Annotated in this window: 25 protein-coding genes; 14 read left to right on the forward strand and 11 right to left on the reverse strand. The window is 42.2% G+C overall.

All coding sequences use genetic code 11. The annotated features are described in order from the left end of the window. Window positions 1–130: 130 nt before the first annotated feature. Window positions 131–529, forward strand: a complete 399-nt coding sequence (locus EXT43_RS07585) for a GNAT family N-acetyltransferase (protein WP_054562071.1) — start codon at window positions 131–133, stop codon at window positions 527–529. Window positions 530–712: 183 nt separating this feature from the next. On the opposite strand, the gene EXT43_RS07590 is transcribed toward EXT43_RS07585, so the two are convergent. From EXT43_RS07590 to pspF, 6 genes are read right to left on the reverse strand one after another with little or no spacing between them, the layout of a single operon-like run. Then, entirely contained in the window at window positions 713–1,474 is a 762-nt protein-coding gene (locus tag EXT43_RS07590; protein WP_054562070.1) for an ATP-binding cassette domain-containing protein, read from the reverse strand. After that, entirely contained in the window at window positions 1,474–2,466 is a 993-nt protein-coding gene (locus EXT43_RS07595) for an oligopeptide/dipeptide ABC transporter ATP-binding protein (protein WP_054562069.1), read from the reverse strand. Before EXT43_RS07595 ends, EXT43_RS07590 begins: the two co-directional genes overlap by 1 nt. A 2-nt stretch (window positions 2,467–2,468) precedes the next feature. Continuing rightward, complete coding sequence (locus EXT43_RS07600; RefSeq protein WP_054562068.1) at window positions 2,469–3,362, reverse strand: ABC transporter permease subunit; 894 nt, start codon at window positions 3,360–3,362, stop codon at window positions 2,469–2,471. Continuing rightward, window positions 3,349–4,383: an ABC transporter permease subunit gene (locus EXT43_RS07605; protein ID WP_062566867.1), complete on the reverse strand. Its 1,035-nt coding sequence runs from the start codon at window positions 4,381–4,383 to the stop codon at window positions 3,349–3,351. The genes EXT43_RS07600 and EXT43_RS07605 overlap by 14 nt, the downstream gene beginning before the upstream one ends. Continuing rightward, window positions 4,383–5,990 carry an ABC transporter substrate-binding protein gene (locus EXT43_RS07610; protein WP_054562066.1) on the reverse strand — a complete coding sequence of 536 codons (1,608 nt, stop codon included), beginning with the start codon at window positions 5,988–5,990 and terminating at the stop codon, window positions 4,383–4,385. Before EXT43_RS07610 ends, EXT43_RS07605 begins: the two co-directional genes overlap by 1 nt. A gap of 15 nt (window positions 5,991–6,005) precedes the next feature. After that, window positions 6,006–7,079 (reverse strand): phage shock protein operon transcriptional activator, encoded by a 1,074-nt coding sequence (gene pspF / locus EXT43_RS07615; RefSeq protein ID WP_054562065.1) that lies wholly within the window; start codon window positions 7,077–7,079, stop codon window positions 6,006–6,008. Between the two features lie 188 nt (window positions 7,080–7,267). Here pspF and pspA point away from each other — a divergent pair, with 188 nt between their 5' ends. From pspA to EXT43_RS07680, 13 genes are all read left to right on the forward strand, one after another. After that, window positions 7,268–7,930 carry a phage shock protein PspA gene (gene pspA, locus EXT43_RS07620; RefSeq protein WP_054562064.1) on the forward strand — a complete coding sequence of 221 codons (663 nt, stop codon included), beginning with the start codon at window positions 7,268–7,270 and terminating at the stop codon, window positions 7,928–7,930. Window positions 7,931–7,987: 57 nt separating this feature from the next. Beyond that, entirely contained in the window at window positions 7,988–8,221 is a 234-nt protein-coding gene (gene pspB, locus EXT43_RS07625) for an envelope stress response membrane protein PspB (protein WP_036969793.1), read from the forward strand. Next, window positions 8,218–8,619, forward strand: a complete 402-nt coding sequence (gene pspC / locus EXT43_RS07630) for an envelope stress response membrane protein PspC (RefSeq protein WP_054562063.1) — start codon at window positions 8,218–8,220, stop codon at window positions 8,617–8,619. The genes pspB and pspC overlap by 4 nt, the downstream gene beginning before the upstream one ends. Before the next feature lie 62 nt (window positions 8,620–8,681). Next, window positions 8,682–10,094 (forward strand): YcjX family protein, encoded by a 1,413-nt coding sequence (locus tag EXT43_RS07635; RefSeq protein WP_130166707.1) that lies wholly within the window; start codon window positions 8,682–8,684, stop codon window positions 10,092–10,094. Beyond that, entirely contained in the window at window positions 10,091–11,125 is a 1,035-nt protein-coding gene (locus EXT43_RS07640; RefSeq protein WP_130166708.1) for a TIGR01620 family protein, read from the forward strand. The genes EXT43_RS07635 and EXT43_RS07640 overlap by 4 nt, the downstream gene beginning before the upstream one ends. Before the next feature lie 134 nt (window positions 11,126–11,259). Continuing rightward, entirely contained in the window at window positions 11,260–12,441 is a 1,182-nt protein-coding gene (megL, locus tag EXT43_RS07645) for a methionine gamma-lyase (protein WP_130166709.1), read from the forward strand. Window positions 12,442–12,667: 226 nt separating this feature from the next. Beyond that, the gene (gene phhA, locus EXT43_RS07650; RefSeq protein WP_054553132.1) at window positions 12,668–13,465 is read left to right on the forward strand and encodes a phenylalanine 4-monooxygenase; all 798 of its coding nucleotides are present in this window, start codon (window positions 12,668–12,670) and stop codon (window positions 13,463–13,465) included. A 9-nt stretch (window positions 13,466–13,474) separates the two neighbouring features. Further along, window positions 13,475–13,819, forward strand: a complete 345-nt coding sequence (locus tag EXT43_RS07655; protein WP_036969771.1) for a 4a-hydroxytetrahydrobiopterin dehydratase — start codon at window positions 13,475–13,477, stop codon at window positions 13,817–13,819. Between the two features lie 120 nt (window positions 13,820–13,939). Next, the gene (locus tag EXT43_RS07660) at window positions 13,940–14,509 is read left to right on the forward strand and encodes a hypothetical protein (RefSeq protein WP_130166710.1); all 570 of its coding nucleotides are present in this window, start codon (window positions 13,940–13,942) and stop codon (window positions 14,507–14,509) included. 101 nt (window positions 14,510–14,610) lie between these two features. After that, window positions 14,611–15,027 carry a hypothetical protein gene (locus EXT43_RS07665; protein ID WP_130166711.1) on the forward strand — a complete coding sequence of 139 codons (417 nt, stop codon included), beginning with the start codon at window positions 14,611–14,613 and terminating at the stop codon, window positions 15,025–15,027. Between the two features lie 61 nt (window positions 15,028–15,088). Beyond that, window positions 15,089–15,430: a hypothetical protein gene (locus EXT43_RS07670; protein WP_130166712.1), complete on the forward strand. Its 342-nt coding sequence runs from the start codon at window positions 15,089–15,091 to the stop codon at window positions 15,428–15,430. Between the two features lie 187 nt (window positions 15,431–15,617). Then, window positions 15,618–16,004, forward strand: a complete 387-nt coding sequence (locus EXT43_RS07675; protein ID WP_130166713.1) for a hypothetical protein — start codon at window positions 15,618–15,620, stop codon at window positions 16,002–16,004. A 353-nt stretch (window positions 16,005–16,357) separates the two neighbouring features. After that, on the forward strand, window positions 16,358–16,735 hold the full coding sequence (locus tag EXT43_RS07680; RefSeq protein WP_130166714.1) for a hypothetical protein: 378 nt from the start codon (window positions 16,358–16,360) through the stop codon (window positions 16,733–16,735). 119 nt (window positions 16,736–16,854) lie between these two features. On the opposite strand, the gene EXT43_RS07685 is transcribed toward EXT43_RS07680, so the two are convergent. From EXT43_RS07685 to glnD, 5 genes are all read right to left on the reverse strand, one after another. Next, window positions 16,855–17,946, reverse strand: a complete 1,092-nt coding sequence (locus EXT43_RS07685; protein WP_240701478.1) for an efflux RND transporter periplasmic adaptor subunit — start codon at window positions 17,944–17,946, stop codon at window positions 16,855–16,857. Then, window positions 17,943–21,053, reverse strand: a complete 3,111-nt coding sequence (locus EXT43_RS07690) for an efflux RND transporter permease subunit (RefSeq protein WP_130166715.1) — start codon at window positions 21,051–21,053, stop codon at window positions 17,943–17,945. The genes EXT43_RS07685 and EXT43_RS07690 overlap by 4 nt, the downstream gene beginning before the upstream one ends. A 192-nt stretch (window positions 21,054–21,245) precedes the next feature. After that, the gene (locus EXT43_RS07695; protein WP_130166716.1) at window positions 21,246–21,521 is read right to left on the reverse strand and encodes a hypothetical protein; all 276 of its coding nucleotides are present in this window, start codon (window positions 21,519–21,521) and stop codon (window positions 21,246–21,248) included. 285 nt (window positions 21,522–21,806) lie between these two features. Then, complete coding sequence (gene dapD / locus EXT43_RS07700; RefSeq protein ID WP_054553126.1) at window positions 21,807–22,634, reverse strand: 2,3,4,5-tetrahydropyridine-2,6-dicarboxylate N-succinyltransferase; 828 nt, start codon at window positions 22,632–22,634, stop codon at window positions 21,807–21,809. A gap of 9 nt (window positions 22,635–22,643) precedes the next feature. Then, window positions 22,644–25,262 (reverse strand): [protein-PII] uridylyltransferase, encoded by a 2,619-nt coding sequence (glnD, locus tag EXT43_RS07705; RefSeq protein ID WP_062566881.1) that lies wholly within the window; start codon window positions 25,260–25,262, stop codon window positions 22,644–22,646. Window positions 25,263–25,268: the final 6 nt, after the last annotated feature.

Raw genomic sequence — 25,268 nt, forward strand, 5'->3', positions numbered from 1 at the left:
AGCGATAAAGCCTAAGCCATCAAAGTACCCACATAAAAAAAGAAATGCCAGTCAGCTTAACTGACTGGCATTGGCCTATTGGCGCCTTTTTTGTTACCGTTAAAGCTAATGCAAGTTACAAAGAGCTTTTATGGAGTACAGTCTAATAGAGCAGCTACCAAGCGCAGAAGAATACTGTGACATGCGCCTTAAAGCTGGCTTATCAGCACGTTCATTAGCGGCTGCAAAGGCGGGGTTACCAAACTCTCTTTATGCTATTTGTATTCGTAAAAACGATGAGTTGATTGGCATGGGCCGCGTTATTGGTGATGGCGGTTGTAATTTTGAAGTGGTTGATATTGCTGTATCACCTGAATATCAAGGGCAAGGGTTAGGGCGTGTCATTATGGAACATGTTGACCGCTACATTGAATCTGCCGCCTTTGAAGGTAGTTATGTCACTATGGTCGCTGACAAACCAGGCTTTTACGAAAAGCTTGGCTACAAGTTTGTCGCACCACAAAGCCAAGGGATGTATAAAAAGTTTTGATAAGAGTAAAGCTGCAAGGGGAAAGAGTAAAGTTTCGAGGGGAAAGAGTAAAGTTTCGAGGGGAAAGAGTAAAGTTTCGAGGGGAAAGAGTAAAGTTAATTGAGTGATCAAACCGCTCGCGTAGGAGGCGTTTTAACGCCGAATCAAACTGACAGCTTACGGCTGATAGCTGACAGCTCACTATCAGCAGTTCAACAACTTCTGCGTCACGTTTGATTGTGGGTTTTGGAAAATCGCTTCGGTTTGGCCGTATTCAACAATCTCACCGTGATCAAGTACCACAAGTTGGTCGCTAATATGACGCACTAAACTTAGGTGATGCGTAATAAGCACATAGCTAAGGCCAGTATCTTTTTGTAGACGCAGTAATAAGTTTACCGTTTGTGCACGCACAGACGGGTCTAGAGACGATAATGCCTCATCGAGCACTACAACCTTAGGGTCTAAAATTAAAGCCCGTGCAAGCGCTATACGTTGTAATTGTCCACTACTAAACATATGAGGGTAATAGTGCTGATGATCTAACAGCAAACCCACTTTTGCGAGGGTTTGTTTTATTTTATCTTCACGCTCTTCTTTGTTTAGGTCAGTGTTGTACTGTAAGCAGTCGTTAAGCATGTCGCCAATGGTTAAACCCGGGTTCAACGACGCCTCAGAATCTTGAAAGATCATACGAATATGACGACAGTCGTTATCACGCAAGCCATCATTTTCGATGATATTACCATCGAGCAAAATTTGCCCTTTATCAGCGTTATCGGCTCCTGAGAGTAATTTAGCTAAGGTACTTTTGCCTGAGCCGGTTTCCCCGATAATTGCAATGGTTTCACCTTGTCCTAAGCAAAACGAAATATCTCTTAAAACAGAGAATCGTTTGCGTGAAAACAAGCCTGCACGCAGGTTAAAACTCTTTGATAACGCTTGAACTTTGAGCAGTGGTTGCATTATTTCATCGCCTTAATTAATGGGAAATGGCAGGCATAACTATGACTATGATGCTTGGTCAATTTCGGGGTAACCACACATTCTTTTTGTGCTTGTGGGCAACGTGGACCCAAGCGGCAGCCTATTGGCAAATGCTGCAAGGTCGGAATGGTGCCTTTTAAAGCATAAAACGGCTCTTTGTGGGCAAGCCCTTGCTCGTAGTCAGGCAAGCTTTTTAATAGTGCTTGAGTATACGGATGATATGGCTGACTAAAAATACGATTAGTTGGGCCAGCTTCAACCATTTGTCCGCAGTAAAGAACATGCATGCCATGAGACCACTCAACAATTTCTTCAAGCTCGTGAGAGATCATTAAAATCGACATGTTCTTTAGTTGGTTCAAGCTTTTTAACAGTCTAAATACTTGCGCACGCGTGGTGCTTTCAAGGGCGGTAGTTGGCTCATCGGCAATCAATAGTTTTGGGGTACGCGCAATGGCCATGGCAATCATCACTTTTTGACAAATCCCTTCAGAGAGCTCATGAGGGTAGCTGTCGAGTACCTTTTTATGATCTTTAATACCGACCTTGTGGATTAACGCTTTTACTCTGTCTTTACGCTGTTTATTTCGCTTTAAGAAAAAGCCACTGGTTGCTTGCGCAGGCAGGGTTTCGGCAATTTGGTCAAATATCTTGGCAGTTGGATCTAGGCAGCGACTCGGATCTTGGTAGATCATAGCAATGTCTTGACCTACTAGTTTACGGCGCTGCTCGTTAGATAAGCGCATTAAATCAACACCACGCCAATGCATGCGGTCTGCGGTGATATGCCAGCGTTTGTTTAAAACCCCAACGATGGCTTTTGCAATTAAGCTTTTACCTGAGCCAGACTCGCCAACTAAAGCATGCACTTCACCTTCTTTTAAGGTCATGCTGACTCTATCAACCGCACGAATAACGGTATCTGAGGTGCGTAACTCTATCGTGAGATTGCGAATATCGAGTAATTGCATAATTAGTCGGCCTTACGTTCTTTAAGCACTTGGCGTAAACCGTCACCTACTAAATTGGTAGACAGTACTGCTAAAAATAATAATACGCCCGGTAAGCCAACAGTCCAAGGGGCAAGGTAAATTAAACCAAGGTTTTCAGCCAAAATAGCACCCCATTCTGTGGTTGGGGGCTGTGCGCCCAATTTTAAAAAGCCAAGTGCCGAGATATCCAAAATAGCGGTAGAAAGCGCCATGGTAAAAATAACCACAATATGCTCGTAAATATTCGGGAAGATACCACGGGCGAGAATATGCCAGTTTGACGCACCATCCAGTTTAAATGCCGTGATGTAATCTTTGTTAAGCTCTTCAACAATTAAGTTACGTACCGAGTGAATAAATTGAGGCAGTAAGGCTAAAATAATCGCCCATACTGTATTCATTAAGCCCGGGCCAAGAATCGCAATAATAATGATGGCTAGTAACAGCGATGGAATAGATAACGTAATATCAAGCAAGTGATTCAAAAAGCTTGAGCGAATTCCCCGGCTGATCCCAGCAAAAGTACCTACTAACACCCCAATTACCGTCGTGATCAAAGCCGCGACAACCGACAAACCAAAGGTGTAGGTTGCACCATTCATTAAGCGCGATAACACATCTCGGCCTAAATCGTCGGTGCCCAATAAAAAGCGTACGTCACCTGCATCATGCCACGATGGCGGTAACAGCAGAGCATCGCTGTGTTGCTGGTTCACGCCATAAGGTGCAAGGAGTGGTGCAGACACAGCCAGTAACACTAAAGCAATAAACAACCATAAACCCACAAGGGCAGGGTGATTGGTTTTAAATTTTTTCCAAAATCGCGCTAACGGCGATTTATTCGACTCTTCAGAGAATAAATTAAACTTTGCCATGAGCTTGGTTCCGCGATAATGGGTCGAATAAGGTATAAGTGAGCTCAGCAATAATGGTAGCTAAAATAACGAACATAGAAACAGCGAGTAAGCCACCTTGAATCGCAGGGTAGTCGCGCTGATAAATACTATCGATAAGCCAACGACCAATGCCCGGCCATGAGAAAATAACTTCGGTGATCATCGCAAGGGTGATCAAGGTACTAAACTGTAAACCTATTTGTTTAATAACCGGTAGCAGCGCATTACGCAGAGCGTGGTGAAGGATCAGCTGTGCACGGTTTAAGCCTTTAGCGCGTGCTGTTTTAATGTAACTCTGATCGAGTACTTTCAGCATAGAGTCGCGGGTAAAGCGAACCAGTACTGTGGTCGGATACATGGCAAGTACAATAGTAGGCAAGGTTAGATGGTGTATTGCATCTAAAAATGCCATGCCATCATACGGAAAGTCACCTAATATGATATCGATTAAAATAAAGCCGGTAATAGGTTCAATTTCGTAAAGTAGGCCCATACGGCCCGACATCGGAAACCAACCTAGTTGCAGTGAAAACACCATGATCAACAATAGCGCTAACCAAAAAACAGGCATCGAGTAGCCAATAAGCGTGCCTGAGTTTATAAATTTGTCTGGCCAACGTTTGTAGTAAGCAGAAGCTAAAATACCACCCGGTACGCCCACAGCAACAGAGACAAATAATGCGTAAAGGCTAAGCTCTAACGTTGCAGGAAATAAGTCTTGAATATGCTGAAATACGCTTTCGCCAGATGCAAATGAAATTCCCCAATCACCCTGAATAATACGCTCTAAAAAGGCAAAGTATTGCACTACGTAGTTTTCGGTAAAGTGGAATTTTTCTTCTAAGGCACTGGTTTGTGAGAAGGTACTATTGGTAATACCGCTTAAGTTAGTTAGTGCATCACCCGGAAACAAAAAGCTCAATGAAAAGGTAAAGATACTCAGTGTCAGCATCATAAACATCAATAGTGCTAAGCGGCGTAGAATATAATCAAGGATCATTATTCTTTCCTCGCGTTAGCTAGTGAAATACCACCAAACGGGCTTAAGCTTATGCCTTTAACATCACTACTTGCTGCTTGAAAGCGCATACCATGGGCTATCGGTAAAATAGGCAGCTCTTGCACTATGATCCGCTGTGCTTGATTGTAGTATTGTTTACGCTTTTCAAGATCTGTTGTGTCTAAGGCTTGAGTAAGTAATAAATCAAACTCAGGGTGACACCAATTTGCTGGGTTTTTACCACTGAAAGTCGCAGTACAGCTTAATAATGGGCTCATAAAGTTATCTGGGTCTGGTGTATCTGCAGCCCAACCAAGTAACACGCTATCGTGTCTATGTTCACCAATTCGTTGTAAAAAGGTATTCCACTCGTACTCGACGATATTAACGTTCACACCAATCTTGCGTAAATCACTTTGCATCAGCTCAGCCATTTTACGGGCATTGGGGTTATAAATACGGCTTACTGGCATGGCCCAAATATTCATATCAAAGCCATTTTTGTAGCCAGCTTCTGCGAGTAATGTTTTGGCAAGTGCAGGGTTAAATTCTGGCATGGCTTTTTGCGCTTCAAATGCCCAAGAAGCCGGAGGCAGTAATGACTGCGCTTTAATGCCGTTACCGTAATATACCGCTTGCATGATTTTATCGACATCAATGGCGCTGGCGAGTGCTTGGCGTACACGTACATCATCAAAAGGCGGGCGTTCAGTGTTAAAGGCCCAATAACCAATATTTAAGTTTTGCTCTTTTTGAACTTTAATATCTTCACGTTGCGATAAAATACTCAACTGTGCGCTGCTTGGGTGCGCAGTAACATCACACTCTTTGGTGAGCATTTTCGCAACGCGTGTGGTGCCGTTTGGCGTAATGTCATACACCAGTTGCTCAAGTACTACAGGGTGTTTCCAGTAATCAGGGTTACGGTAATAGCGAATTAAACGGTCGCGACGGTATTCTTTATATACATATGGGCCAGTACCCACAGGGTATTGGTCAAATAAGTTTTCTTGATTTCGCGCTTTAAGCTGCATGGCGTATTCTTCCGATAATACCACGGCAAAATCTGTTGCAAGGTTTGCTAAAAAGCTGCTTTCAGCATTATAAAGCTCAAACCGTACTTGGTAATCAGAAACACGCACAATGCGACGAATAAGCTGATCAATACCCACACTTTGAAAATAAGGGTAACTGGCATCACCAACAAAGTGATAAGGGTTATAAACGTCGAATAAGCGGCTGAAAGTAAAAATTACATCATCAGCGTTAAAATCACGGCTTGGGGTAAAGTATTTTGTGGTATGAAATTTAACCCCTTTACGCAGGGTAAAGGTAATTGCTTTGCCGTCTGGGCTAATTTTCCAATCAGTTGCCAGCTCTGCTTTAAACTCGGCAGACACCGGATCAATACTTAACAGGCGATCATAAAGCTGATTGGCGATAATATCGATAGTCGAACCCGTCGTCGTCACTTGCGGATTAAACGACACAGGGTTTGCTTCAGCGCAATAGACTAAGCCCTGGTTTTTTTGTTCTGTGGTTTTTTCTTCGTTATCTAGGCAGCCTACTAAGCACACCAAAGACAAAGCAAGTAACGGTTTAAACACCTGATTAGCCTCTAACTATTGCTGCTGATCTAATAAATTGTATTTTTTCAAATAGCCACGTAATTGATGATACGTTAATTCTAAGTGTTCTGCAGTTTTCTTTTGGTTAAATTGGCTATGTTCAAGCGCTTTTTTAATGACATCAATTTCAAAGTCGTTAGATAGCTGCTTTAAATTACAAGGAAATTGAATGTCGGGCTTATTGAGTGTCACAACGTCTTGATTTTGTGTCGTGGCGATAGGCGCAGCTTCGACGTTTGCAACAGGGGCACTGCTAACTGCTGCTTTTACGCGCTGTTTAGGCCTAAATTTACTCGCAAATGGGTCTAAAATAATCTGGTGAACGGGAATATGTTCGTTACCATGGCGATATAAGCTACGTTCAACCACATTCTTTAATTCACGAATATTACCTGGCCACTCATAAGATTGTAGCGTTTCGATGGCGCTACGCGTAAAGCCACTAAATAGCTCCCACTCAAGATCGCGAGCCATGTTAATTGCAAATTGTTCTGCCAATAACATGATATCTTCTTGGCGTTCACGCAGCGGGGGCAGGGTAATAACATCAAAGGCGAGGCGGTCGAGTAAGTCGCTTCTAAATTCGCCTTGCTCAGCAAGGGTTGGTAAGTCTTCATTGGTAGCACAGACTAAACGGGTATCGACTTTAACGGTTTGCTTACCACCAACGCGTTCAAATTCGCCATATTCAATAACGCGTAGTAGTTTTTCTTGTACCATCGCCGAGGTATTGGCTAATTCATCAAGGAATAGCGTACCGCCATTAGCACGTTCAAAGCGGCCTTCGTGGCGTTTGCTAGCACCTGTGAATGCACCACTTTCATGACCAAATAATTCACTTTCGAGCAGGTTTTCGTTAAGCGCTGCACAGTTGAGCTTTATATAGTTTTGGTCCCAACGCTTAGATAAAAAGTGCAAACGCGCAGCAATAAGTTCTTTACCCGTACCGCGCTCACCAATAATAAGGACTGGCTTTTCTAAACTGGCTAGTTGCGAAACTTGATCAAGCACACTTAAAAAACTGTCAGATTGGCCGAGTAAATTATCCTGTTGGCGAAATTGGCTCATATTCCCTAACTCTTAGTCATTTTTACTAAGATCTAGTGTATTTCATTATCTATGAGAACTAAAGAAATTTATAAATTTAGTTTAACTGTTTGAATATATTAAGTTATTCTAAGTTTATAAAAGTTGGCAAGCATATTGATACTAGATATACCAACTGATTAAGTTAAAACACCAAAGAGGTAAATGTTATGGGAATTTTTTCACGTTTTGCAGACATCGTTAATTCTAATATCAATGCCATCTTAGATAAAGCAGAAGACCCAGAAAAAATGGTTCGCCTGATCATCCAAGAGATGGAAGATACATTAGTAGAAGTTCGCTCTACATCAGCAAAAACACTTGCTGAGAAAAAAGAGCTAGTACGTCGCGTTGAAACTTTAAAAGTTCAAGTTGCAGACTGGCAAGAAAAAGCTGAATTAGCACTAAATAAAGACCGTGATGATTTAGCACGTGCAGCACTGATTGAAAAGCAAAAGTCAGCAGATGCAGTCGCAGCGGTTGAAACTGAGCTTGAGCATGTAGAGTCTCACATCGAGAAACTACAGCAAGAAGTCAGCACGTTACAAGAGAAGCTAGCTGATGCAAAAGCGCGTCAAAAAGCAATCATCTTACGTCAACGCTCTGCTGAGTCACGTCTTGAAGTTAAAAAAGCACTCGACAGCTCGAAAGTTGAAGACGCTTTAAACCGCTTCGAACGTTACGAGACTAAGATCGATGGTCTAGAATCACAAATAGAGTCTTATGATCTTGGTAAAAAATCATTAGCTGACGAAATTGCTGGTCTTCAGCAAGACGAAAAGATTGATGATGAGCTAGCTGAGCTTAAGAAAAAACTAGCAGATAAAAAATAATAAATGGGGGCATGTCCCCCAATGCTTAAACACATAACGGATTGACAGGAGAGTACCATGTTCGACGCAGAAGTTTTGATGGCACCGATTATTGTTTTTATGGTGGTTGTTGCCCCACTTTGGCTAATTTTACATTACCGTAGTAAAAAACAAGTGAGCCAAGGTTTAAGTGAACACGAGCACCGCCAATTATTAGAGCTTGCACAAAAAGCAGATAAAATGGCAGAGCGTGTTGAAACATTAGAAGCCTTACTTGACCAAGAGGCTCCGCAGTGGAGACGTAAAGTATGAGTACCAAACGCGAATTATTTAGAGACGCAGAGCGTGGCAAAATAGCAGGTGTGTGCGCAGGTATCAGCGACTACTTTAACATGGAGCTTTGGCTAGTACGTATTTTAGTCGTGACAGCAGTGCTATTATCAGGTGGTCCATTTATTGTTGTTGCTTACATTGCTGCTTGGTTTATTTTAGATAAAAAACCAGCAGAAAAAACAGAGAAAAGCACAGACAGCATTCACCAAGACCCGCTTGAAGTAAAATTTAAAGTATGGCAAAAAGGGGAACCACCTCGCCGTGCATTGCAAGACTTAAAAGATCGTCTTGCTCGAGTTGATGGTCGTTTACAAGAGATGGAACGCTATGTCACATCAACAGAATTTACGGTTAGCCGTGAAATCAACAAACTTTAAAGGATATATACGCACCTTGTTTGCATCGTGATACCCAGCGCAAATAAGGTGCTAGACACTTTATGAGCCAATCATTTGCAAAGAACACCTTTAATTCGTTAAAAAATAAAGCGGAAAAAGCCCTTCACCGTAGTTTAGATCAACACGTGAAATTAGCCGTCACAGGCTTAAGTGGCAGCGGTAAAACCGCTTTTATTACCGCCTTGGTTAAACATTTAACCAGCCAAGCTGACGATAAAAACTTACCTTTTTTTGATGTGATGCGCGAAAAGCGTCATATCGCCACAAAAATAGTGCCGCAGCAAGCACTGACAATACCGACATTTGAATACACAAATGCATTAGCAGCGTTATTACCTGTTGAAGGTGAGCCTGCATGGCCTGCCTCTACCGAGCGTATAAATACGCTACGTTTAGCTATTAAGTACCAAAGTAATTCGGGGCTACGCGGTCACTTTGCACCGCAATCAACACTCTATTTAGACATTATTGATTACCCAGGTGAATGGCTACTTGATTTGCCAATGCTAGAGCAATCATTTGCTGATTGGTGTGAGTCACAATACTCACTCTTGCAGCAAACAGCACGCAACGAAAAAGCGAAGCCATTTTTAACAGCCCTTGCTGAACTTGATTTATCAGCCAGTGTTGATGAGAGCAAACTTGCTGATGTCGCTGCGCTTTATCAGCAGTTATTAGTGGGCCTTAAAAAAGACACCAAACTTGCCATGCTGCAACCTGGTCGTATGCTGATGCCAGGGGAGCTTAAAGGAGCGCCGCTACTACAGTTTTTTCCAGTTGCGAATGTGCCAGACGACATAACCGAAGGGTCGAATTTAGCGCATCTTAAAAAGCGCTATAAAGCCTATGTAAAAGAGGTTGTAAAACCTTTTTACGAGCAGCATTTTCGTCATTTTGACCGACAAATTGTGCTGGTGGATGTGCTCAGCGCCTTGAATGAAGGCAGCGAAACCTTGCATGAGCAAAGCCGTGTTATTAACCAATTGCTGGCGCACTTTAATTATGGTGAAGCAAGCTTCTTTAAGCGTTTGTTTAAACCAAATATCGACAAGCTACTGTTTGCGGCCAATAAGTCAGATCATATTAGTGCGCAATATCATAAAGATTTAGCGCTATTGCTTGATTCAATCGTGCATGACCAAACGAATCATTTAAAGTTCGAAGGTGTACAAATCGAAACCATGGCAATGTCATCTATCTGCGCAACAGAGCCACGCCAAGTGGCTGAGAAAGGCCAACAGTTAGCTTGTATTTATGGCAAGCCTTTAGGCGAACAAGAATGGCTAACGTATTTACCGCCGCAGCCACCGTCACGCCTTCTCAACAAACAAGAGTGGCCAAAACAGGGCTTTGAGTTCTTATCGTTTTCGCCACTGCCATGCCCTGATAAACGGTTAAAGCATATTCGTTTAGATCATGTCATGCAGTACCTGATAGGAGATAAACTAACATGAGTGAGCAACCAAAGGAGATGAACTTTCAGGCAGGTCGCCGTATTTCAAGCTCTGCAAGCAACGAAGCTCCTGCAGAGGAGTTAACCGTTGCTAAAGTGATAGAAAACGCCGAATTTATCGACACTGAAGAAGATCTGCAAGATAGCATTGAGCTTGAGCCCGTGTATAAAAAGTCGAAATGGCAAACCCTAAAAGGGGTGTTTGTTTTTAGCTTTTTAATTTTAGTGCTACTTGAGTTTGCGATGTCATTGTTTGTGACGTTCCAGCAATCAATTATTTTAGGTTCGGTGTATTTAACGGCTGTTCTCAGTGGTGTGCTACTGATTGCCCGTGTTATTTGGCGCGAGTACCGTATGCTAAGAAGTTTGAAGCGTAATCAATTGCATCGTACCGAGGCCGACCGCTTACTTAATAGCGAGCAAGTAGGTGAAGCATTACCATGGCTAGAAAAGCTTAATAAACATCAAACGCTTACTGGGTTTGAAGAGTTTAAACAGCAAATAGCAAGTCACCATACTGATAAAGAAATCATGACCTTATACGCAGATAGCTTATTGGTAAGCCAAGATCAGCAAGCGAAAAAACTGATTAACCGTTTTGCCACTGAGTCTGGCTTATTGGTTGCGCTAAGCCCGTTGGCTTTAGTCGATATGATGGCGGTGCTATGGCGTGGCACTAAGCTCATTGAGCAAATTGGCCGTATTTACGGTATTGGTTTTGGTTATGCAAGCCGTATTAAATTGTACCGCTTATTAGTGAAACAAGTATTGTTTGTTGGTAGTGCAGAGTTAGTTTCAGATTTAGCAGCAACGGCACTAAGCGCTGAATTACTGGGGAAATTGTCGGGCCGAGCAGCGCAAGGGCTAAGTGCAGGTATTTTTACCGCGCGTATAGGGTATAAAGCGATGGAGCTTAGTCGCCCGTTACCTCGCTTAGAGCATAAGCGTAGCTTGTTAAAAGAAACCGCCAATAGTATTGCCCGTAAAATAGCCTCACGTACCAGCGACAAAGAGACCGAAAATACAAAATGACAACTTTTGTGTACAGTTAATAAAAACGGCTGAGTGATATTTAGCCATCTGAGCATCCGGCATGCTTGTGCATTGTGAGTATCTACGTTTTATTTATGAGTATGAAGTACTGATAATAAAAACGAGAACACACAATGACTAAGCATCACTTACATACACAATGTATTCACGGTCCAGAAAAACCAAATGACCCACATGGCGCACTGAGTGCGCCACTTTACCAAACCTCTACCTTCTCTTTTGCTAATGCAGCCCAAGGTGCAGCCCGATTTGCTGGTGAAGAGCAGGGCTTTATTTATACCCGTTTAGGTAATCCGACAACCCAAGAGCTAGAACAAAAAGTGGCTCAGTTAGAAAACTGTGAAGCAGCGGCTGCCACAGCGACCGGTATGGGAGCCGTGTCTGCGTCTGTGCTTAGCTTTTTACAACAAGGTGACCATCTAGTCGCATCAAGCGCGTTATACGGTTGTACCTTTGCATTTTTTGCTCACATGTTGCCGCGCTTTGGTATCGAAGTCACTTTTGTTGATATGACTAACGAAGCTGAACTTCGCGGCGCGGTTAAAGCCAATTCAAAAATGATTTTTGCAGAAACGCCAATTAATCCGACCATGGCGGTGCTTGATCTAAGTTTAATTGCCGATGTTGCCAAGCAGCATCAACTGATAAGCGTTATCGACAATACCTTCTTAACGCCTCTGCTCCAGCAACCTACCTCGTTTGGTATTGATATTGTGGTACACAGCGCAACTAAATACCTAAATGGCCATGGTGATGTGGTGGCAGGGCTTGTATGCGGCACAGAGGAGCATATCAACCTGATAAAAATGACGGTGTTAAAAGATATTGGTGCAACGATTAGCCCTCATGATGCATGGTTAATTAATCGCGGTTTAAAAACCCTTGCTGTACGCATGGAGCGCCACTGTGCAAGTGCACAAGTAGTTGCTGAATATTTAGAGCAGCACCCGTTGGTAAGCAAAGTTTATTACCCTGGGCTTAAATCACATCCGGGTCATCAATTTATTGGCTCACAGATGAAAGCCGCTGGTGGTGTTATTGCCTTTGAAATAAAAGGCAGCCTTGAAGATGGCGAAACATTTATAAATAACACCCAGCTTTGCACGCTTGCTGTGAGTTTAGGGGATGCTGAAACCCTCATTCAACATCCTGCATCGATGACACATTCGCCTTATACACCTGAAGAAAGAGCAGCTGCTGGGATCAGTGATGGCTTAATTCGATTATCAGTTGGCCTTGAGGATGTTAACGATATTATTAACGATCTTAAAACTGCATTTACATTCGTTGGTTAGGTTGTAATTTTAAGTTTACGACAAAGGCTGGTTTTAACCCTTTAAAAACGTGGTGTGTAAACTTTTCGATCTTTTGGTGTAATTTTATGTTTACGTTAGGGCTGTTTCTGCAAACCTTAGAAACAGCCTTAACTATTAAAATTTCGCTTACTTTTACATAGTATCGGCTTAACAAGTTAATGAGATTCTGATCAATGCTGATCAAGATTTAACGAAGAAGGTTATTATGGCTAAAGCAAGTAATTACACCTCCAAGCAACCTGATGAAAATGGGGTTATCCATTGGAGCGAAGAAGAAAATAAAATATGGTCTGAGCTAGTTGCTCGCCAACTCGCTTGCATAGAAGGTAAAGCCTGTGATGAATATTTAGCAGGCCTTAAGAAAATTAATTTACCAACAGATCGTATTCCACAACTTAGTGAACTCAACGAAGTGCTACTCGAAACAACGGGCTGGCAAGTTGCGCCTGTTCCGGCACTGATCGATTTTGATGAGTTCTTTCGATTACTAGCAAACAAGCAGTTCCCAGTAGCGACTTTTATTCGCAGCCGAGAAGAGTTTGACTACTTACAAGAGCCAGATATCTTCCACGAGATTTTTGGTCATTGTGCGATGCTTACCAACCCAGCATTTGCTGAGTTTACACACAAATATGGTCAGTTAGGTTATGCCGCTGAAAAGAAAGATCGTGTTTATTTAGCACGCCTTTACTGGTTTACTGTTGAGTTTGGTTTAATGCAAACCGAACAAGGTCTGCGAATTTATGGTGGTGGTATTTTATCAAGCCCAGGCGAAACACAATACGTGTACTCAGATAAGCCAGAAATCAATGCGATGAACGTGCTTGATGTATTACGTACACCTTATCGTATTGATATTATGCAGCCTGTGTACTACACCATTAACTCAATCAATGACTTATTTGATATTTCACAAATGGATATCATGTCGCTGGTGAGTAAAGCAAAAGAATTAGGGCTACATGAGCCAAAGTTTCCTCCTAAAGAAAAATTAGCAAGTTAAGGATTTATAATGTCTTCATTAAGCACACAAAAGTGTGAAGCGTGTCGTGCGGATGCGCCTAAAGTATCTGATGCTGAATTAGCAGAATTGATCAAAATGATCCCAGACTGGGTTCCTGAAGTGCGCGACGGCATTATGCAATTAGAGCGTGTTTACAAGTTTAAAAACTTCAAGCAAGCACTTGAGTTCACTAATAAAGTGGGCGATATGGCTGAAGAAGAAGGTCACCACCCAGGCCTGTTAACCGAGTGGGGCAAAGTAACCGTTACTTGGTGGAGCCACTCTATCAAAGGGTTACACAAAAATGATTTTATCTGTGCTGCTAAAACAGACGATGTATTCGCTGCACTGTAAATTTCAAGTTCTGCCCAGAACGATAAAAGGCGTAACCTCAGGTTGCGCCTTTTTGCTTTTTTAGAGCCCAAGAATTAACATTAGGCTCTTATCTATGCGAGAACACTAGAAAAGTAAATAATGAAAAACAAAGCGCTTATTCTGCCATTCCTACTCATTTTGCTGCCCTTAATTGATAGCTTGTTTATCCCGCAAACATTTGGCATTCAATGGCATAGCCCTAAGCTGATGTATCAAGTAGGCGTAGCACTGATGATTGTAAAGCTCACTATGGTTGCCATTGGGCTTTGGTTATTACTCAAAGCAAAGCGCCTTTATATGGAAGCTAGTAAATCGACCCGTATTCTTAAATTTTCAGTATTTTTACTCGGCGGCTTACAAGTGGTGATAATGACAGCAATATGCTTTTGGTATTTAGTAGCGGGCACGCAAGCGAAACATTTTATGCTGCAAGACAACATTGCTGTATTTACCGCTGATTATGGCGTATTTGCACCGGTACATCATGAGTTCTCATTTATATGCTTTGATGCCAATGGTTTTTACCACATGCAACCAATTGCTCAGCTTCCTTGGCTCGGAACCTTTACCTTTACTAGCCAAGATTCACGTTTGATCATTCAACATAAAAACCAAAGTGGCGCGAATACTCAAGAAATTTCATTAAAAGGGTTTAGCTGTTTGCAGTGAGAGGTGTTGGCTTTGTGAAAGGAGGCTGCAATTATAAGTGGTTTTCTGAATACATGCTCTGCAGAAGCCATTATCAGCCATTTTTAAATCATGATTGTGACATGACACATGGAGACAAATTGAAAAGTTTAAGGATAGTAAAATACACTTTAGCCATGCTGGCTTTGAATACCGTATTAAGTACTTTTATCACTCTAATAATTGGTAGTGATAATTTAGCTTCACTCTCATTCGGCAAATATTTTACATACCAGTTATTACCATCTTATTTATTGAGCGCAGCAATTTATACCGTTATGGCTAAGCGCAATGTTGTAAAAGCTTGGAATTATGCCCTAAGTGTATATTTACTGAGCTTTATAGTGGGAACAATAATTGTATCGATACTATTACAAACGTTATTTATCCCACCTTTATGGTTTGTCGAAGTGCCTCTGAGTATAGCCTTTGCGATTGTTGGTACTGTCATCGGAATTAAGTTAGGTACTCTGGATAGCAAGGAAGTCGAAGGGCCCTGAACTTGTTTTTTATTCTAAAAAGTCAAAAAAATTAAGAACTTAATTTAAAGGTGGAATAAAGATGATTAAGAAACTGATAGTTATATTTTTCTTTTTGTTTCTTCCCATAATCGGTATTTTGTTACATGTGTTTACGCAGTTTCTACATCTATCTCAATGGGAGATTATAAACATCATCGTTTCTGTAATTTTTTCAGTGCTTTTTGTTATGAAGCAGTATTTGTTATCGAAAACGTTAGGAGCATTACTGGTTACTTCAATAGTCTCTAAAAATGCATACTTACTACTTGAATCTTCAAATGAAATTACAACAGCTATTATTCAAGTAGGGTTCGTTATAGTTTATCAAGCTGCGCTGGGCTTACTCGCTTTGTACTTTCTTCATAAGAAAACTAATTTGTAAAGTTGTCAGGTCTTGCTTTCTGCTTTTATAAGGCAAAAAACAAGACTTGACCTTCATAACAGTAATTCAATAAAAAAAGAACTAGGAAAAGCACCATATTGATGGTTCAACGATATTTACTAGAAAAGATGGAGAATTCAAAATAGAGTTGAACTGGAAAACCTTAACATACGGAAAAATTAGAGTTATGAATTTAAGCGATTCAGAACAACAAGTTCAAAATTTGTTGAACTTAAGTTCTAAGCAATTTGAAAAGGCAAAGAAAGATATTAAAGCTATCGGGGTTGAGTGTTTTGCATTAGAAGAAGATCAATTTTCAATATATGACGAAGTCCTATTCTATTCTGAAGTTATCGAAGGTGTAGCCCATAAATACTCTAAACAGACTATTTCCGGACGCTCTGAAAAGTTACTTAAACTACAAAAGTTAACATTATTTGAAAATACTGATTTTAAATCTTGGTTCTCAAAATATCATCTAAAGTACCATGAGTACGCCATGTATTTGCTGGTTTTAGAGAGCTTAAGAAAGCTAATAGTATCTGACCTTGAACTCGAAAGTGACTATAAATAATCTTGGTTCGTTTGCCGCTCAAAAGGGTCACCCATCAGAAAACTCCGGCCAAGCAGGCAGCTGTGTTTTTTTGATCTTTAGTTCAAAATCAGATGAATCTTTATGCTTATGTGGGGAATGATCCGGTAAATATGGTCGATCCTAGTGGCAAGTTTATGCACATTGTTGCTGGAGGAGTAATCGTGGCGACAGGTGGAGCTGCATCTGCAATCTTAAGTGGGTAGTGCTAATTGTTCTTTTGGTAAATGTGTTCAGGCAATGAAATTTTCGGATAACGTAAATGCTGCTATCGCTGAGACGACAAATGTGCTTATATCTGCGGAAAAGACGAATTTGCAAACTAAGAAGTAGAAATGGGTTATACAGTTCTCAAAAAAAGAAATCTATACAACTGGTTGAAATTCATACTCTCGGTTCCTCTGATTGTAATAATTGCAATATTTGTAACTGCTGTTAATTTTTATGGGATAGAGTGGATTGTTGGAGCCATTTTATTTTGCGCACTTCTATGGGTATATAGAGTCTCATACTCATTCAGTGATGCAGAAGTAATGGTAGGATACTCTTTTAACTTACTTGGCTTTTATTATTTATCTGTGAAATTAAACGGTTCAAAAGTGAAGAAAGTTACTAGAGAAAAAATCATCAAATTCAAAGTCGGTGAAAAGAAAGAGTTCATTTTTGACTCGACTCAACTACATAAAACAGGTCCCAAATTCAAGCAAGAATGACAATATGAATAACGAAATGTCAAAAAACAAGCGCAACTCTTAATAATCATTACTACCCTTTATCATAACTGCCAGCTCTTAAAATATTAAATAGCTGGCAGTCATCTCAAGCCTTGCAGTTATTGCTTTACCTGAACTTCGACTTCTTGCCCAGTTTGTAGTTGCTCAGCGCCGCGAACTGCCACTTTATCGCCCGCATTTAAAGCGATGTTAGAAGTCGGGGTGACTTCAACCAGTTTGTCTTTACCATTACCGACTTTTACGGGAATTTGCAGGGCTTTGTTGTCGTTGTCGATTTTGACGATATGGGTGCCTTTTTTGCGTAAAATCAGCGCATCTCGATTCACCAGTAGTACATCACCTTTGCTTTTTAGTGGCACGGCTACATCAACCAGTTGGCCAATTGCCCATGTTTGCTCAGCATCATTTGGTAGTAGGGCACGTACTTCTACAGTTTGTGAACGCGGATCGGTTGATGGGATCACCGCTGTTACGGTGGCTGTTGTCATATCAGGGGCTGATAAGTCGCCGGCTTGAATTGGTAACTCTATGCCTTTGTGTAAAAACTTTAAGTATTTAACAGGCACGTACAAACGCACTTCTAAGTTATTAATATCGAGCAGAGTGACCAGTTCATCAGCACGATTTATTTCGCGACCTGCGCGTTTAAAACGCTCGCTGATCACGCCATCAAATGGGGCGCGAATGGTTGCACGCGAAAGCTGATCGTCTATCACTTTTAATTCAACCTTAGCCAGTGCGATATCAGATAACGCAAGATCATGCTTATTTTGCATATCATCGACTTGGCTTGCTGCAGCACTGCTGGCTTTGGCGAGTTTTTGTAAACGAGCGAGCTCTTGTTGATATAAGCGTAGGTTTATTTTGGCGCGATTGAGCATTTCTTGCTGGCGTGCTTTTTCAAGTTCAAGCGGTAAGGTGTCCATACGAACTAGGGTGTCGCCACTTTTAACCAGAGTGCCTGGCTCAACAACATATAATAAACGGCCGCTAACACCCGCTGTTAGGGTTACATCATCTTTACCATACAAAGTGCCGCTGACTTCAATTTCGCTTGTCAGCGGGGCTTGTGTGACGGTTTCTACAGTAACCGGTACGACTGCGAAGGCGTTAAATGCGATAAAGCTTAATAGCGCACAAAAGCGAGCGGTTAATTTACGAAAAGGTGTGTTCATTGTTTTAATACTCATTGATTCGATACCAAGCTTAAAGGCGTTTTTTCTGGTTGCTGTTTGTTATTAACGGGCGGCAGTTGTCTGCCAAGTTGCAATAAACTTGGCATTAATATCAGGGTGAATAGGGCACTAATGGCCATGCCGCCGACAATCACAGTGGCAAGACCACGGTAAATTTCTGATCCTACCCCCGGCATTAGCATCAGTGGCAGCATGCCAAATAAGCTGGTTAAGGTACTTAAGTAAACGGGTCTTGCGCGCAGTAGCACAGCTTGGCGAACGGCGTCTTCTCGGCTGAGCCCTGCGGCCATTGCGACACGGGTTTGGTCAACTAATAAAATGGCATTATTTACCACCAGACCCAGCAAGATAATAAAGCCAATCATGGTCAGTAAGTCGAGCGATTGGAAGGTAAATAAGTTAAGTACAAATAAAGCCAGTACACCGCCTGCAATTGCCAGTGGCATAACCAGTAAAACTAACGCGCTGTCTTTGGCTGACTTAAACAATGCGGTCATTAGCAAGAATAAAATAAACAGAGCCAAGATAAAGTTGATAGTCATTTCTTGCATGGCCGAATTCATCTTTTGTGCGTTACCCGCCAAAATCGCGCCAGAGCTGTCGGGCAAGCTTGCACGAACTTTCGGCATAACTTGCTCTGAGAGAATGGTTTGCGCTTGTTGTAAGCTCATATCTGCTGGTGGCGTGACAACAATACTCACGGTACGACGGCCATTAACACGTCTAAGCTGGGTTGGCCCCACGGTGCGCTCAATATTGGCAAGTTCGCCTAAGGTTTGAATACCTGATTGTGGGGTCACAATGGGCTGTGCTTTAAGCTCCTCTGGAGTTTGCCATGGAATACCGCGCAAAATCACGTTCATGCGTTCGTTGCCATCAAAGTATTCATTAACAAATAACCCGCCTGTATAGGCTTGCACTGCTTGAGATACGTCACGACGAGTTAGCCCTGCTTGGGTTATACGGCGGTCATTGGGTGTGAGCCTAAGTTCTGGCTCTGCCATATCGAGTCGTGGTTGTGGCCTTGCGGTGGCATTCGGCATTGCTTCGGTGACAGCTTGCAGCGCCACATTAGCACCGGCTATTAGCTCGTCCATATTCGGACCCGTTAAATCGATATTGATATTGCGACCATCACCACCATTAGCAACTTGGATCATCGACCCTCTAAAGAAGAATACTTGAGTGTCGGGTAAATCAATGAAGATCTCTTCTCGGGCAACCTTCATTAATTCTTCAACACGTTGCGGATCGGCAGAATAAATAAAACCGCCAGCGTTCGAACCAAAAGCATAAAAGTTAAAATCTTTAATTCCCGGCTCTTTTTCACCTGTGTAATAAGGCATTAAACGCTTTTTAATACGCATCAGCAGCTCTTCTTCCATAAACTGCACATTGCCGCCAGGCGGGGTGTTCAAGTTAAAGAAAAAGCCATCGGTTGGTGCGCGCGGCATAAAATCTGTTTTCGGGAGCATGGTCATGGTCGCGACGAGTGAGCCACCCAATAACGACACTATCCACACTATTTGTTTAACGCGGGTATTGGTAAGCGCCATGATAAAGTTAGTCAGCTTATGCCAATATTCACGATAAGGATCCGCTTTGAGTTCTTTGTCTGGCCAAAAATGGTTAGCCAACGGAATAAGTGTAATTGCGCAAATCATAGAGGCAATTACAGCAATGGATAAGGTGAGCGCCAAGTCAGAGAATAACTGCCCCTCAATACCTGCCATAAATAAAATTGGCAAGAAGATAGCAACGCTGGTGGTGGTTGAGGCAAATAAAGCGCCAGTTACTTGGGCTGCGCCTTTTAGTGCGGCTTTTTTACTATCAAAGCCTTCGCTTCTGAGCCTTGCGATGTTTTCTTGCACTATGATGGCGGCATCAAGTACTAAGCCAACAGCAAAGGCAAGGCCTGCCAGTGAAATAACATTTAAGCTGCGGTCAAAAATATTTAACGTTAAAAACGCGACCAACAAAGAGACAGGAATTGTCGCTGCAATCACAAACGTGGCCTTTAAGCCTCTAAAGAACAGCCATAAGATTAAACACGACAGCAAAACACCTAGGCCTAAGTTACTTTTAACCAACGACAAAGCATTACGAATATGCACAGAGGCATCAAAACTTAATTCAATCGATAAGCCATTCTCAGCCAGCGGCCCTTCGTTTAGCTCTTTAATGGCAAGGTTAATTTCGTCGAGTAGGGCAACGGTATTGGCTTCGTTAGCGCGCGAAATACGAATGTAATACGCGGGTTTACCATTTCGACCACTCATCCCTAAACGGTCAGAAAAAGTGCGCTCTACACTTGCAATATCGCCAAGGTAAATGGGTCTATCGCCTGAATAACCAACGCGCATTTGTGCCATGCTCGATAAATCATATTGCCCAGTAAAGCGTACGGTATATTGACGACGGCCAACATTGGCAAGGCCACCAGAGGTATCGCGTGAGCTGGCTAATACGTTACTGATTTGGTCAAGGCTGACGCCAAGTGCGGCGGCTTTGTGAGGGTCAAAGGTAATGCGTAACTCTTTTGGTCGCTCACTGGCTAAGTCAACGCGGGCAACACCAGGAATACGTGCCAAACGGGGCTCAACAAATTCATCAATTTGTTTTTGGAACTGCGCCATGTCTAAATCAAGGCTGTCGCTATTAAAATCTTTTGGGGTGACCAGTAACGTTGCAGCGGCTTCCCCATTATTACCGCCAGCAAAAACCACAGGGTCAAATGCATCTAACGGCAGGGGCGGCGCTTGGTTAAGGCTAGTTAACACATCAAGCATGGCTTGTTGCATGTTTTGCCCAACAGCAAAAGTCAACGTGATAGAGCCATTGCCACGGTTAATGTAAGTATTAACCTCTAAGGCACCCGGGGTGTTTTTTACTGCGTTCTCGAGCGGCTCAATGATCACCGATTCAATCTCTTCAGGTGCAGCTTGGCGCCAGCCAGAGAAAATAGTGATCTGCGGTTGCTCAATATCTGGTGTGAGCTGAATTGGCAGCTTAAAAATGCTCAACATGCCAAACAACATAATCAACACCAAGATGACAATAACACTCGCAGGGCTCTTCAGCGAACTACGTGTCAGATTCATTGTGTGTGTTCCAAAATCAGTTTGTGTGCATTGTAGTGCGATGTAAAAAAAGTGCCAGTGAGGTAAATGAAATGTGTTTCAGAAGTAACGCTGAATAGCCGTAATTAAGCGATAAAGTGTGTATTTGAAATAAGATGTAACAATTTAGCTGGGGAGCTTTAAGTTTTAAGCATTAAGTAATAGCGCCTGAAACTAGTGAGCATTATCTTTTCGGCTAAGGGAAGCCACATTTTGCTCAAACACACGTTTTACTTCTGCACTGTAGTGATTGTGGTCGTTAATGGTGATAAATGGGTTCGTAAAACTAACATCACAGAAAACCGTATAACATTGGATTGTAACTGCAACTCGATCTGGGGTTGCAAGGCCATCTAAGGTTGTTTGCAATGCTTCAAAAACATAATCTTTATTAACGTGCGATGTTAAAGCAACTTCAAGTTCTTTAACTTCTATGCGATGTGAATTCATATCAGTTACAAAAAATTCGTATAGGTAACTACGTGATACAAACAGCAAGATTGCCACAAGATAGAATAACCCTGTGTAATAAAATAACTCCGTGTGGGTAAAACTCCGAAAAGACTTAAACATTTTTACTATTATTTTTGTTTGTTTTTTATACTAAAACATATTTGCGGGTATATCTCAACAAACTAGCTAAAAATCATTGCATTACAGATAATAAAAAAGCGCGAAACTAGTTAGCATCGCGCTTCTTGAGTTTTTAAACTTACAGCTTACAGCTCAGTTTTATTATTCATCAATCGAGCGAAGTAGGGCATTAATACCTACTTTCTCGCGAGTTTGCTGATCAACTTTTTTCACGATGATGGCAGCATATAGGCTGTGCGAACCATCTTTTGACGGTAAAGAACCAGGAACAACAACCGCACCGGCTGGTACTCGGCCGTAATGGATTTCGCCAGTTTCACGATCATAGATGCGTGTGCTTTGGCTGATGTAAACACCCATTGAGATAACAGCGCCTTCTTCAACTACAACGCCTTCAACAATCTCAGAACGTGCGCCAATAAAGCAGTTATCTTCAATAATAGTTGGGTTAGCTTGTAGTGGTTCAAGCACACCACCAATGCCTACACCGCCCGATAAGTGAACATTTTTACCAATTTGTGCACATGAGCCAACCGTTGCCCATGTATCAACCATGGTACCTTCATCAACGTAGGCGCCAATGTTGACATAAGATGGCATAAGCACCACGTTTTTACCTACGAAGCTGCCTTTACGTGCCACAGCATTAGGCACAACACGCATGCCGCCTTGTTGGAATTGCTCTGGTGTATAGTCGCTAAATTTAAGTGGTACTTTGTCGTAAAACTGATTAACACCATCGCTCATTGGTTGGTTATCACGAATACGGAAAGACAGTAGCACCGCTTTTTTTAACCATTGATGTACAACCCACTCACCACTGATTTTTTCAGCAACACGTGCAGCGCCGCTATCAAGTAATTCAAGCGCGTCGATAATAGCTTGTTTTACTTCACTTGATACCGTGCTTGGGCTGATGCTATCGCGGTTGTCCCAGGCGTTTTCGATCATGGTTTTTAAATCTGACATAAGATCCTCTTATTCGGTTTCTGCGTTGAGTTTTTTACGCAATGCTTGATGAATTTTAGCCTGTTCTTCGTCTGTTAATGCTTGGTATTCGTTATTTGATACCACGAAGAAATCTTCTGCACGCTCACCAACTGTGGTGATCCGTGCGGCATGAATATGTAATAAGTGCGCTTGAAATACTTCCGCAATTTTTGTTAATAGACCCGGAATATCCACCGCTTGAATTTCAATTAAGCTGCGATCTTTACGGGCATGCGGTCTAAGCACAATTTTTGGTTTGATATTAAAGTCTTTGAAGCGCTGAGAGCGATTCTTTTTAAGGCGAATTTTCTTTTTCGGGTCGCTAATTGCAAGATCTAAAGCACGTTTAATGCCTTGCGAACGGTTACTCGCAATCGGGTCACCATTGACCTCTAAAATAACAAAGCTAAATAGCACGTAGCCATCTTTTGTGGTCAGTACCTGCGCATGTTGAATCTGTGCTTTTTTCGAACCAATCACACTAACTAAACGTGAGAATAAACTGCCCGAGTAAGGGCTATAAGCAAATACTTGTGTACCACCATGCATTGCGGTGTTAGACACGGCAACGCTAGGCTGGCTTAAATCGTCACAGCTTAGTAAGTGCTCTGTGTGCCACGAAATCTGTTGCTCGCTAAAAGCAGTAAAATAATTGGCTTTAAAGCGACTCCAAATTAAGTCGATTTGATCTTCGTTACAACCATGGTTCAGTAAGCGCTGTTTGGCTTGCTGCTTTTTATCACGTATTTGATCACGTTGGTCCATTGGGTTTTCAAGCCCTAAACGAAGCGCGCGCTGGGTGTGTAAATACAGCTCACGTAGTAGGGTATTTTTCCAATCGTTCCACAGGTTATCGTTAGTTGCGCGAATATCGGCCAAGGTTAAGCAGTATAAGTAGTCAAGCTGGCGCTCATTTTTCACCTTACTTGCAAAGTCTTTAATTACATCTGGGTCATTAATATCTTTACGCTGCGCTGTAACCGACATAAGTAAGTGATTAGCCACTAACCACGAAATAAGCTTGCCATCTGAGGCTGGGAAGCGGTGTAGCTTAGCAAACGCAATTGCATCAACTGAACCAAGCTCAGAGTGATCGCCACCACGGCCTTTAGCAATATCGTGGAAAATACCGGCTAAATAAAGTAACTCAGGCTTATCCATACGAGTGACAATTTCACTACATAACGGAAATTCGCTGACTTTTGATTTATCAAAGTACTTATAAATATTGTTGATGAGTTTATGGGTATGTTCATCCACAGTGTAGGCATGGAATAAATCGAACTGCATTTGGCCAAAAATATTACGCCACTGTGGTAAGTAGGCAGCAATAATGCCGTGCTTGTGCATCAGCGTAAATGCGCGGCCCATACCGTTAGGGTGTTTGATTAAACGCAAAAATGCTTCGCGACAGGCGGCGTAATCTTGTAAATCACCCAATAAACGACGGCGAACTTGGCGCATTGTACGTATGGTACTTGGGTAAATATGGGTGATCTCTGGGTTATCAGCAATATGCTCGAACAACACAAATAGCTGATCACGGCGGAAGAACACCGATGGATTCTTAACACGAATTTGATGGCCAATGCGCTCAAAGTTACGGTCGAGCTCAATCACAGGTAATTCACCGGCACCCGGTAAAATGCTTTGCTCAAAGTATGAAAGCAGCATTTGGTTAAGCTCACGTACGCGGCTCATGATCCTAAATAAGCGTTTCATCATGCGCTCGACCGAGGCTTTACCGTCACTACCAAAGCCGAGAATTTCTGCGGCATGAGGTTGATGATCGAACAATAAGCGGTTTTCAGAGCGACCCGCAGCGATGTGCAGCGCAAAACGAATGTTCCATAGGTTTTCTAAACACTCAGACAGCTCTTGGTATTCTTCGTGAGTAAGATAGCCGTGATTTATGAGTTCTTGTAATGTTTCGGCTCTAAAGTGTTTTTTAGCAACCCAAATAATGGTCTGTAAGTCGCGCAGGCCACCCGGGTTTTCTTTAATATTCGGCTCAAGGTTATAAGCCGTACCATGGCATTTTTTATGGCGTAAACTTTGTTCTTGTACTTTTGCCAAAAAGAATTCGTCTGAGCGCCAAATCGGCGTATCGATTAAATGATTTTTTAATTTTTCGAATTCGATATGGTTACCGAAAATTAATCGGCTTTCGAGTAAGCTGGTGGCAAATGTCACATCTTCGCGTTTTTGTTCTAATGCTTGTTCTATAGTGCGAACGCTGTGACCAATTTCTAGATTAAGATCCCAAAGCATGGTAACGAACTGGCCAATTTTCTCGCACACGGCTTCACTTGGCTGCTCGCTTACTAGCAACATAAAGTCGATATCGGAATAGGGGTGTAGTTCGCCACGACCATAACCACCCACAGCAATTAGGGCTAAGTCACTTTCGTGAGCAAGGTCGTAATCGTGAAACAGTTTAATTAATAAGCGGTCGATAAACTCAGCGCGGGCATTAATTAAGTTGCTAACGGGTTGTTTTGAGAACTCGTTCTGTAGCCATTTATAAAAATAACTAGAACAATCGCGATAATCGCTAAGTTGCTCAGCTTGGCTGAGCAACTTTTTTACTTTATTGGGTAATGCCACTGGGGC

The organism is Pseudoalteromonas sp. CO109Y (genome assembly GCF_004208935.1).
In the GTDB taxonomy this organism is placed as follows: domain Bacteria; phylum Pseudomonadota; class Gammaproteobacteria; order Enterobacterales; family Alteromonadaceae; genus Pseudoalteromonas; species Pseudoalteromonas shioyasakiensis.

What these genes read in the sequence shown, in the direction of transcription:
- EXT43_RS07585 (WP_054562071.1), top strand. Translation starts at nt 131, where the DNA reads ATGGAGTACAGTCTAATAGAGCAGCTACCAAGCGCAGAAGAATACTGT.
- EXT43_RS07590 (WP_054562070.1), bottom strand. Translation starts at nt 1,474, where the DNA reads ATGCAACCACTGCTCAAAGTTCAAGCGTTATCAAAGAGTTTTAACCTG.
- EXT43_RS07595 (WP_054562069.1), bottom strand. Translation starts at nt 2,466, where the DNA reads ATGCAATTACTCGATATTCGCAATCTCACGATAGAGTTACGCACCTCA.
- EXT43_RS07600 (WP_054562068.1), bottom strand. Translation starts at nt 3,362, where the DNA reads ATGGCAAAGTTTAATTTATTCTCTGAAGAGTCGAATAAATCGCCGTTA.
- EXT43_RS07605 (WP_062566867.1), bottom strand. Translation starts at nt 4,383, where the DNA reads ATGATCCTTGATTATATTCTACGCCGCTTAGCACTATTGATGTTTATG.
- pspF (WP_054562065.1), bottom strand. Translation starts at nt 7,079, where the DNA reads ATGAGCCAATTTCGCCAACAGGATAATTTACTCGGCCAATCTGACAGT.
- pspA (WP_054562064.1), top strand. Translation starts at nt 7,268, where the DNA reads ATGGGAATTTTTTCACGTTTTGCAGACATCGTTAATTCTAATATCAAT.
- pspB (WP_036969793.1), top strand. Translation starts at nt 7,988, where the DNA reads ATGTTCGACGCAGAAGTTTTGATGGCACCGATTATTGTTTTTATGGTG.
- pspC (WP_054562063.1), top strand. Translation starts at nt 8,218, where the DNA reads ATGAGTACCAAACGCGAATTATTTAGAGACGCAGAGCGTGGCAAAATA.
- EXT43_RS07635 (WP_130166707.1), top strand. Translation starts at nt 8,682, where the DNA reads ATGAGCCAATCATTTGCAAAGAACACCTTTAATTCGTTAAAAAATAAA.
- EXT43_RS07640 (WP_130166708.1), top strand. Translation starts at nt 10,091, where the DNA reads ATGAGTGAGCAACCAAAGGAGATGAACTTTCAGGCAGGTCGCCGTATT.
- megL (WP_130166709.1), top strand. Translation starts at nt 11,260, where the DNA reads ATGACTAAGCATCACTTACATACACAATGTATTCACGGTCCAGAAAAA.
- phhA (WP_054553132.1), top strand. Translation starts at nt 12,668, where the DNA reads ATGGCTAAAGCAAGTAATTACACCTCCAAGCAACCTGATGAAAATGGG.
- EXT43_RS07655 (WP_036969771.1), top strand. Translation starts at nt 13,475, where the DNA reads ATGTCTTCATTAAGCACACAAAAGTGTGAAGCGTGTCGTGCGGATGCG.
- EXT43_RS07660 (WP_130166710.1), top strand. Translation starts at nt 13,940, where the DNA reads ATGAAAAACAAAGCGCTTATTCTGCCATTCCTACTCATTTTGCTGCCC.
- EXT43_RS07665 (WP_130166711.1), top strand. Translation starts at nt 14,611, where the DNA reads ATGACACATGGAGACAAATTGAAAAGTTTAAGGATAGTAAAATACACT.
- EXT43_RS07670 (WP_130166712.1), top strand. Translation starts at nt 15,089, where the DNA reads ATGATTAAGAAACTGATAGTTATATTTTTCTTTTTGTTTCTTCCCATA.
- EXT43_RS07675 (WP_130166713.1), top strand. Translation starts at nt 15,618, where the DNA reads ATGAATTTAAGCGATTCAGAACAACAAGTTCAAAATTTGTTGAACTTA.
- EXT43_RS07680 (WP_130166714.1), top strand. Translation starts at nt 16,358, where the DNA reads ATGGGTTATACAGTTCTCAAAAAAAGAAATCTATACAACTGGTTGAAA.
- EXT43_RS07685 (WP_240701478.1), bottom strand. Translation starts at nt 17,946, where the DNA reads ATGAGTATTAAAACAATGAACACACCTTTTCGTAAATTAACCGCTCGC.
- EXT43_RS07690 (WP_130166715.1), bottom strand. Translation starts at nt 21,053, where the DNA reads ATGAATCTGACACGTAGTTCGCTGAAGAGCCCTGCGAGTGTTATTGTC.
- EXT43_RS07695 (WP_130166716.1), bottom strand. Translation starts at nt 21,521, where the DNA reads ATGAATTCACATCGCATAGAAGTTAAAGAACTTGAAGTTGCTTTAACA.
- dapD (WP_054553126.1), bottom strand. Translation starts at nt 22,634, where the DNA reads ATGTCAGATTTAAAAACCATGATCGAAAACGCCTGGGACAACCGCGAT.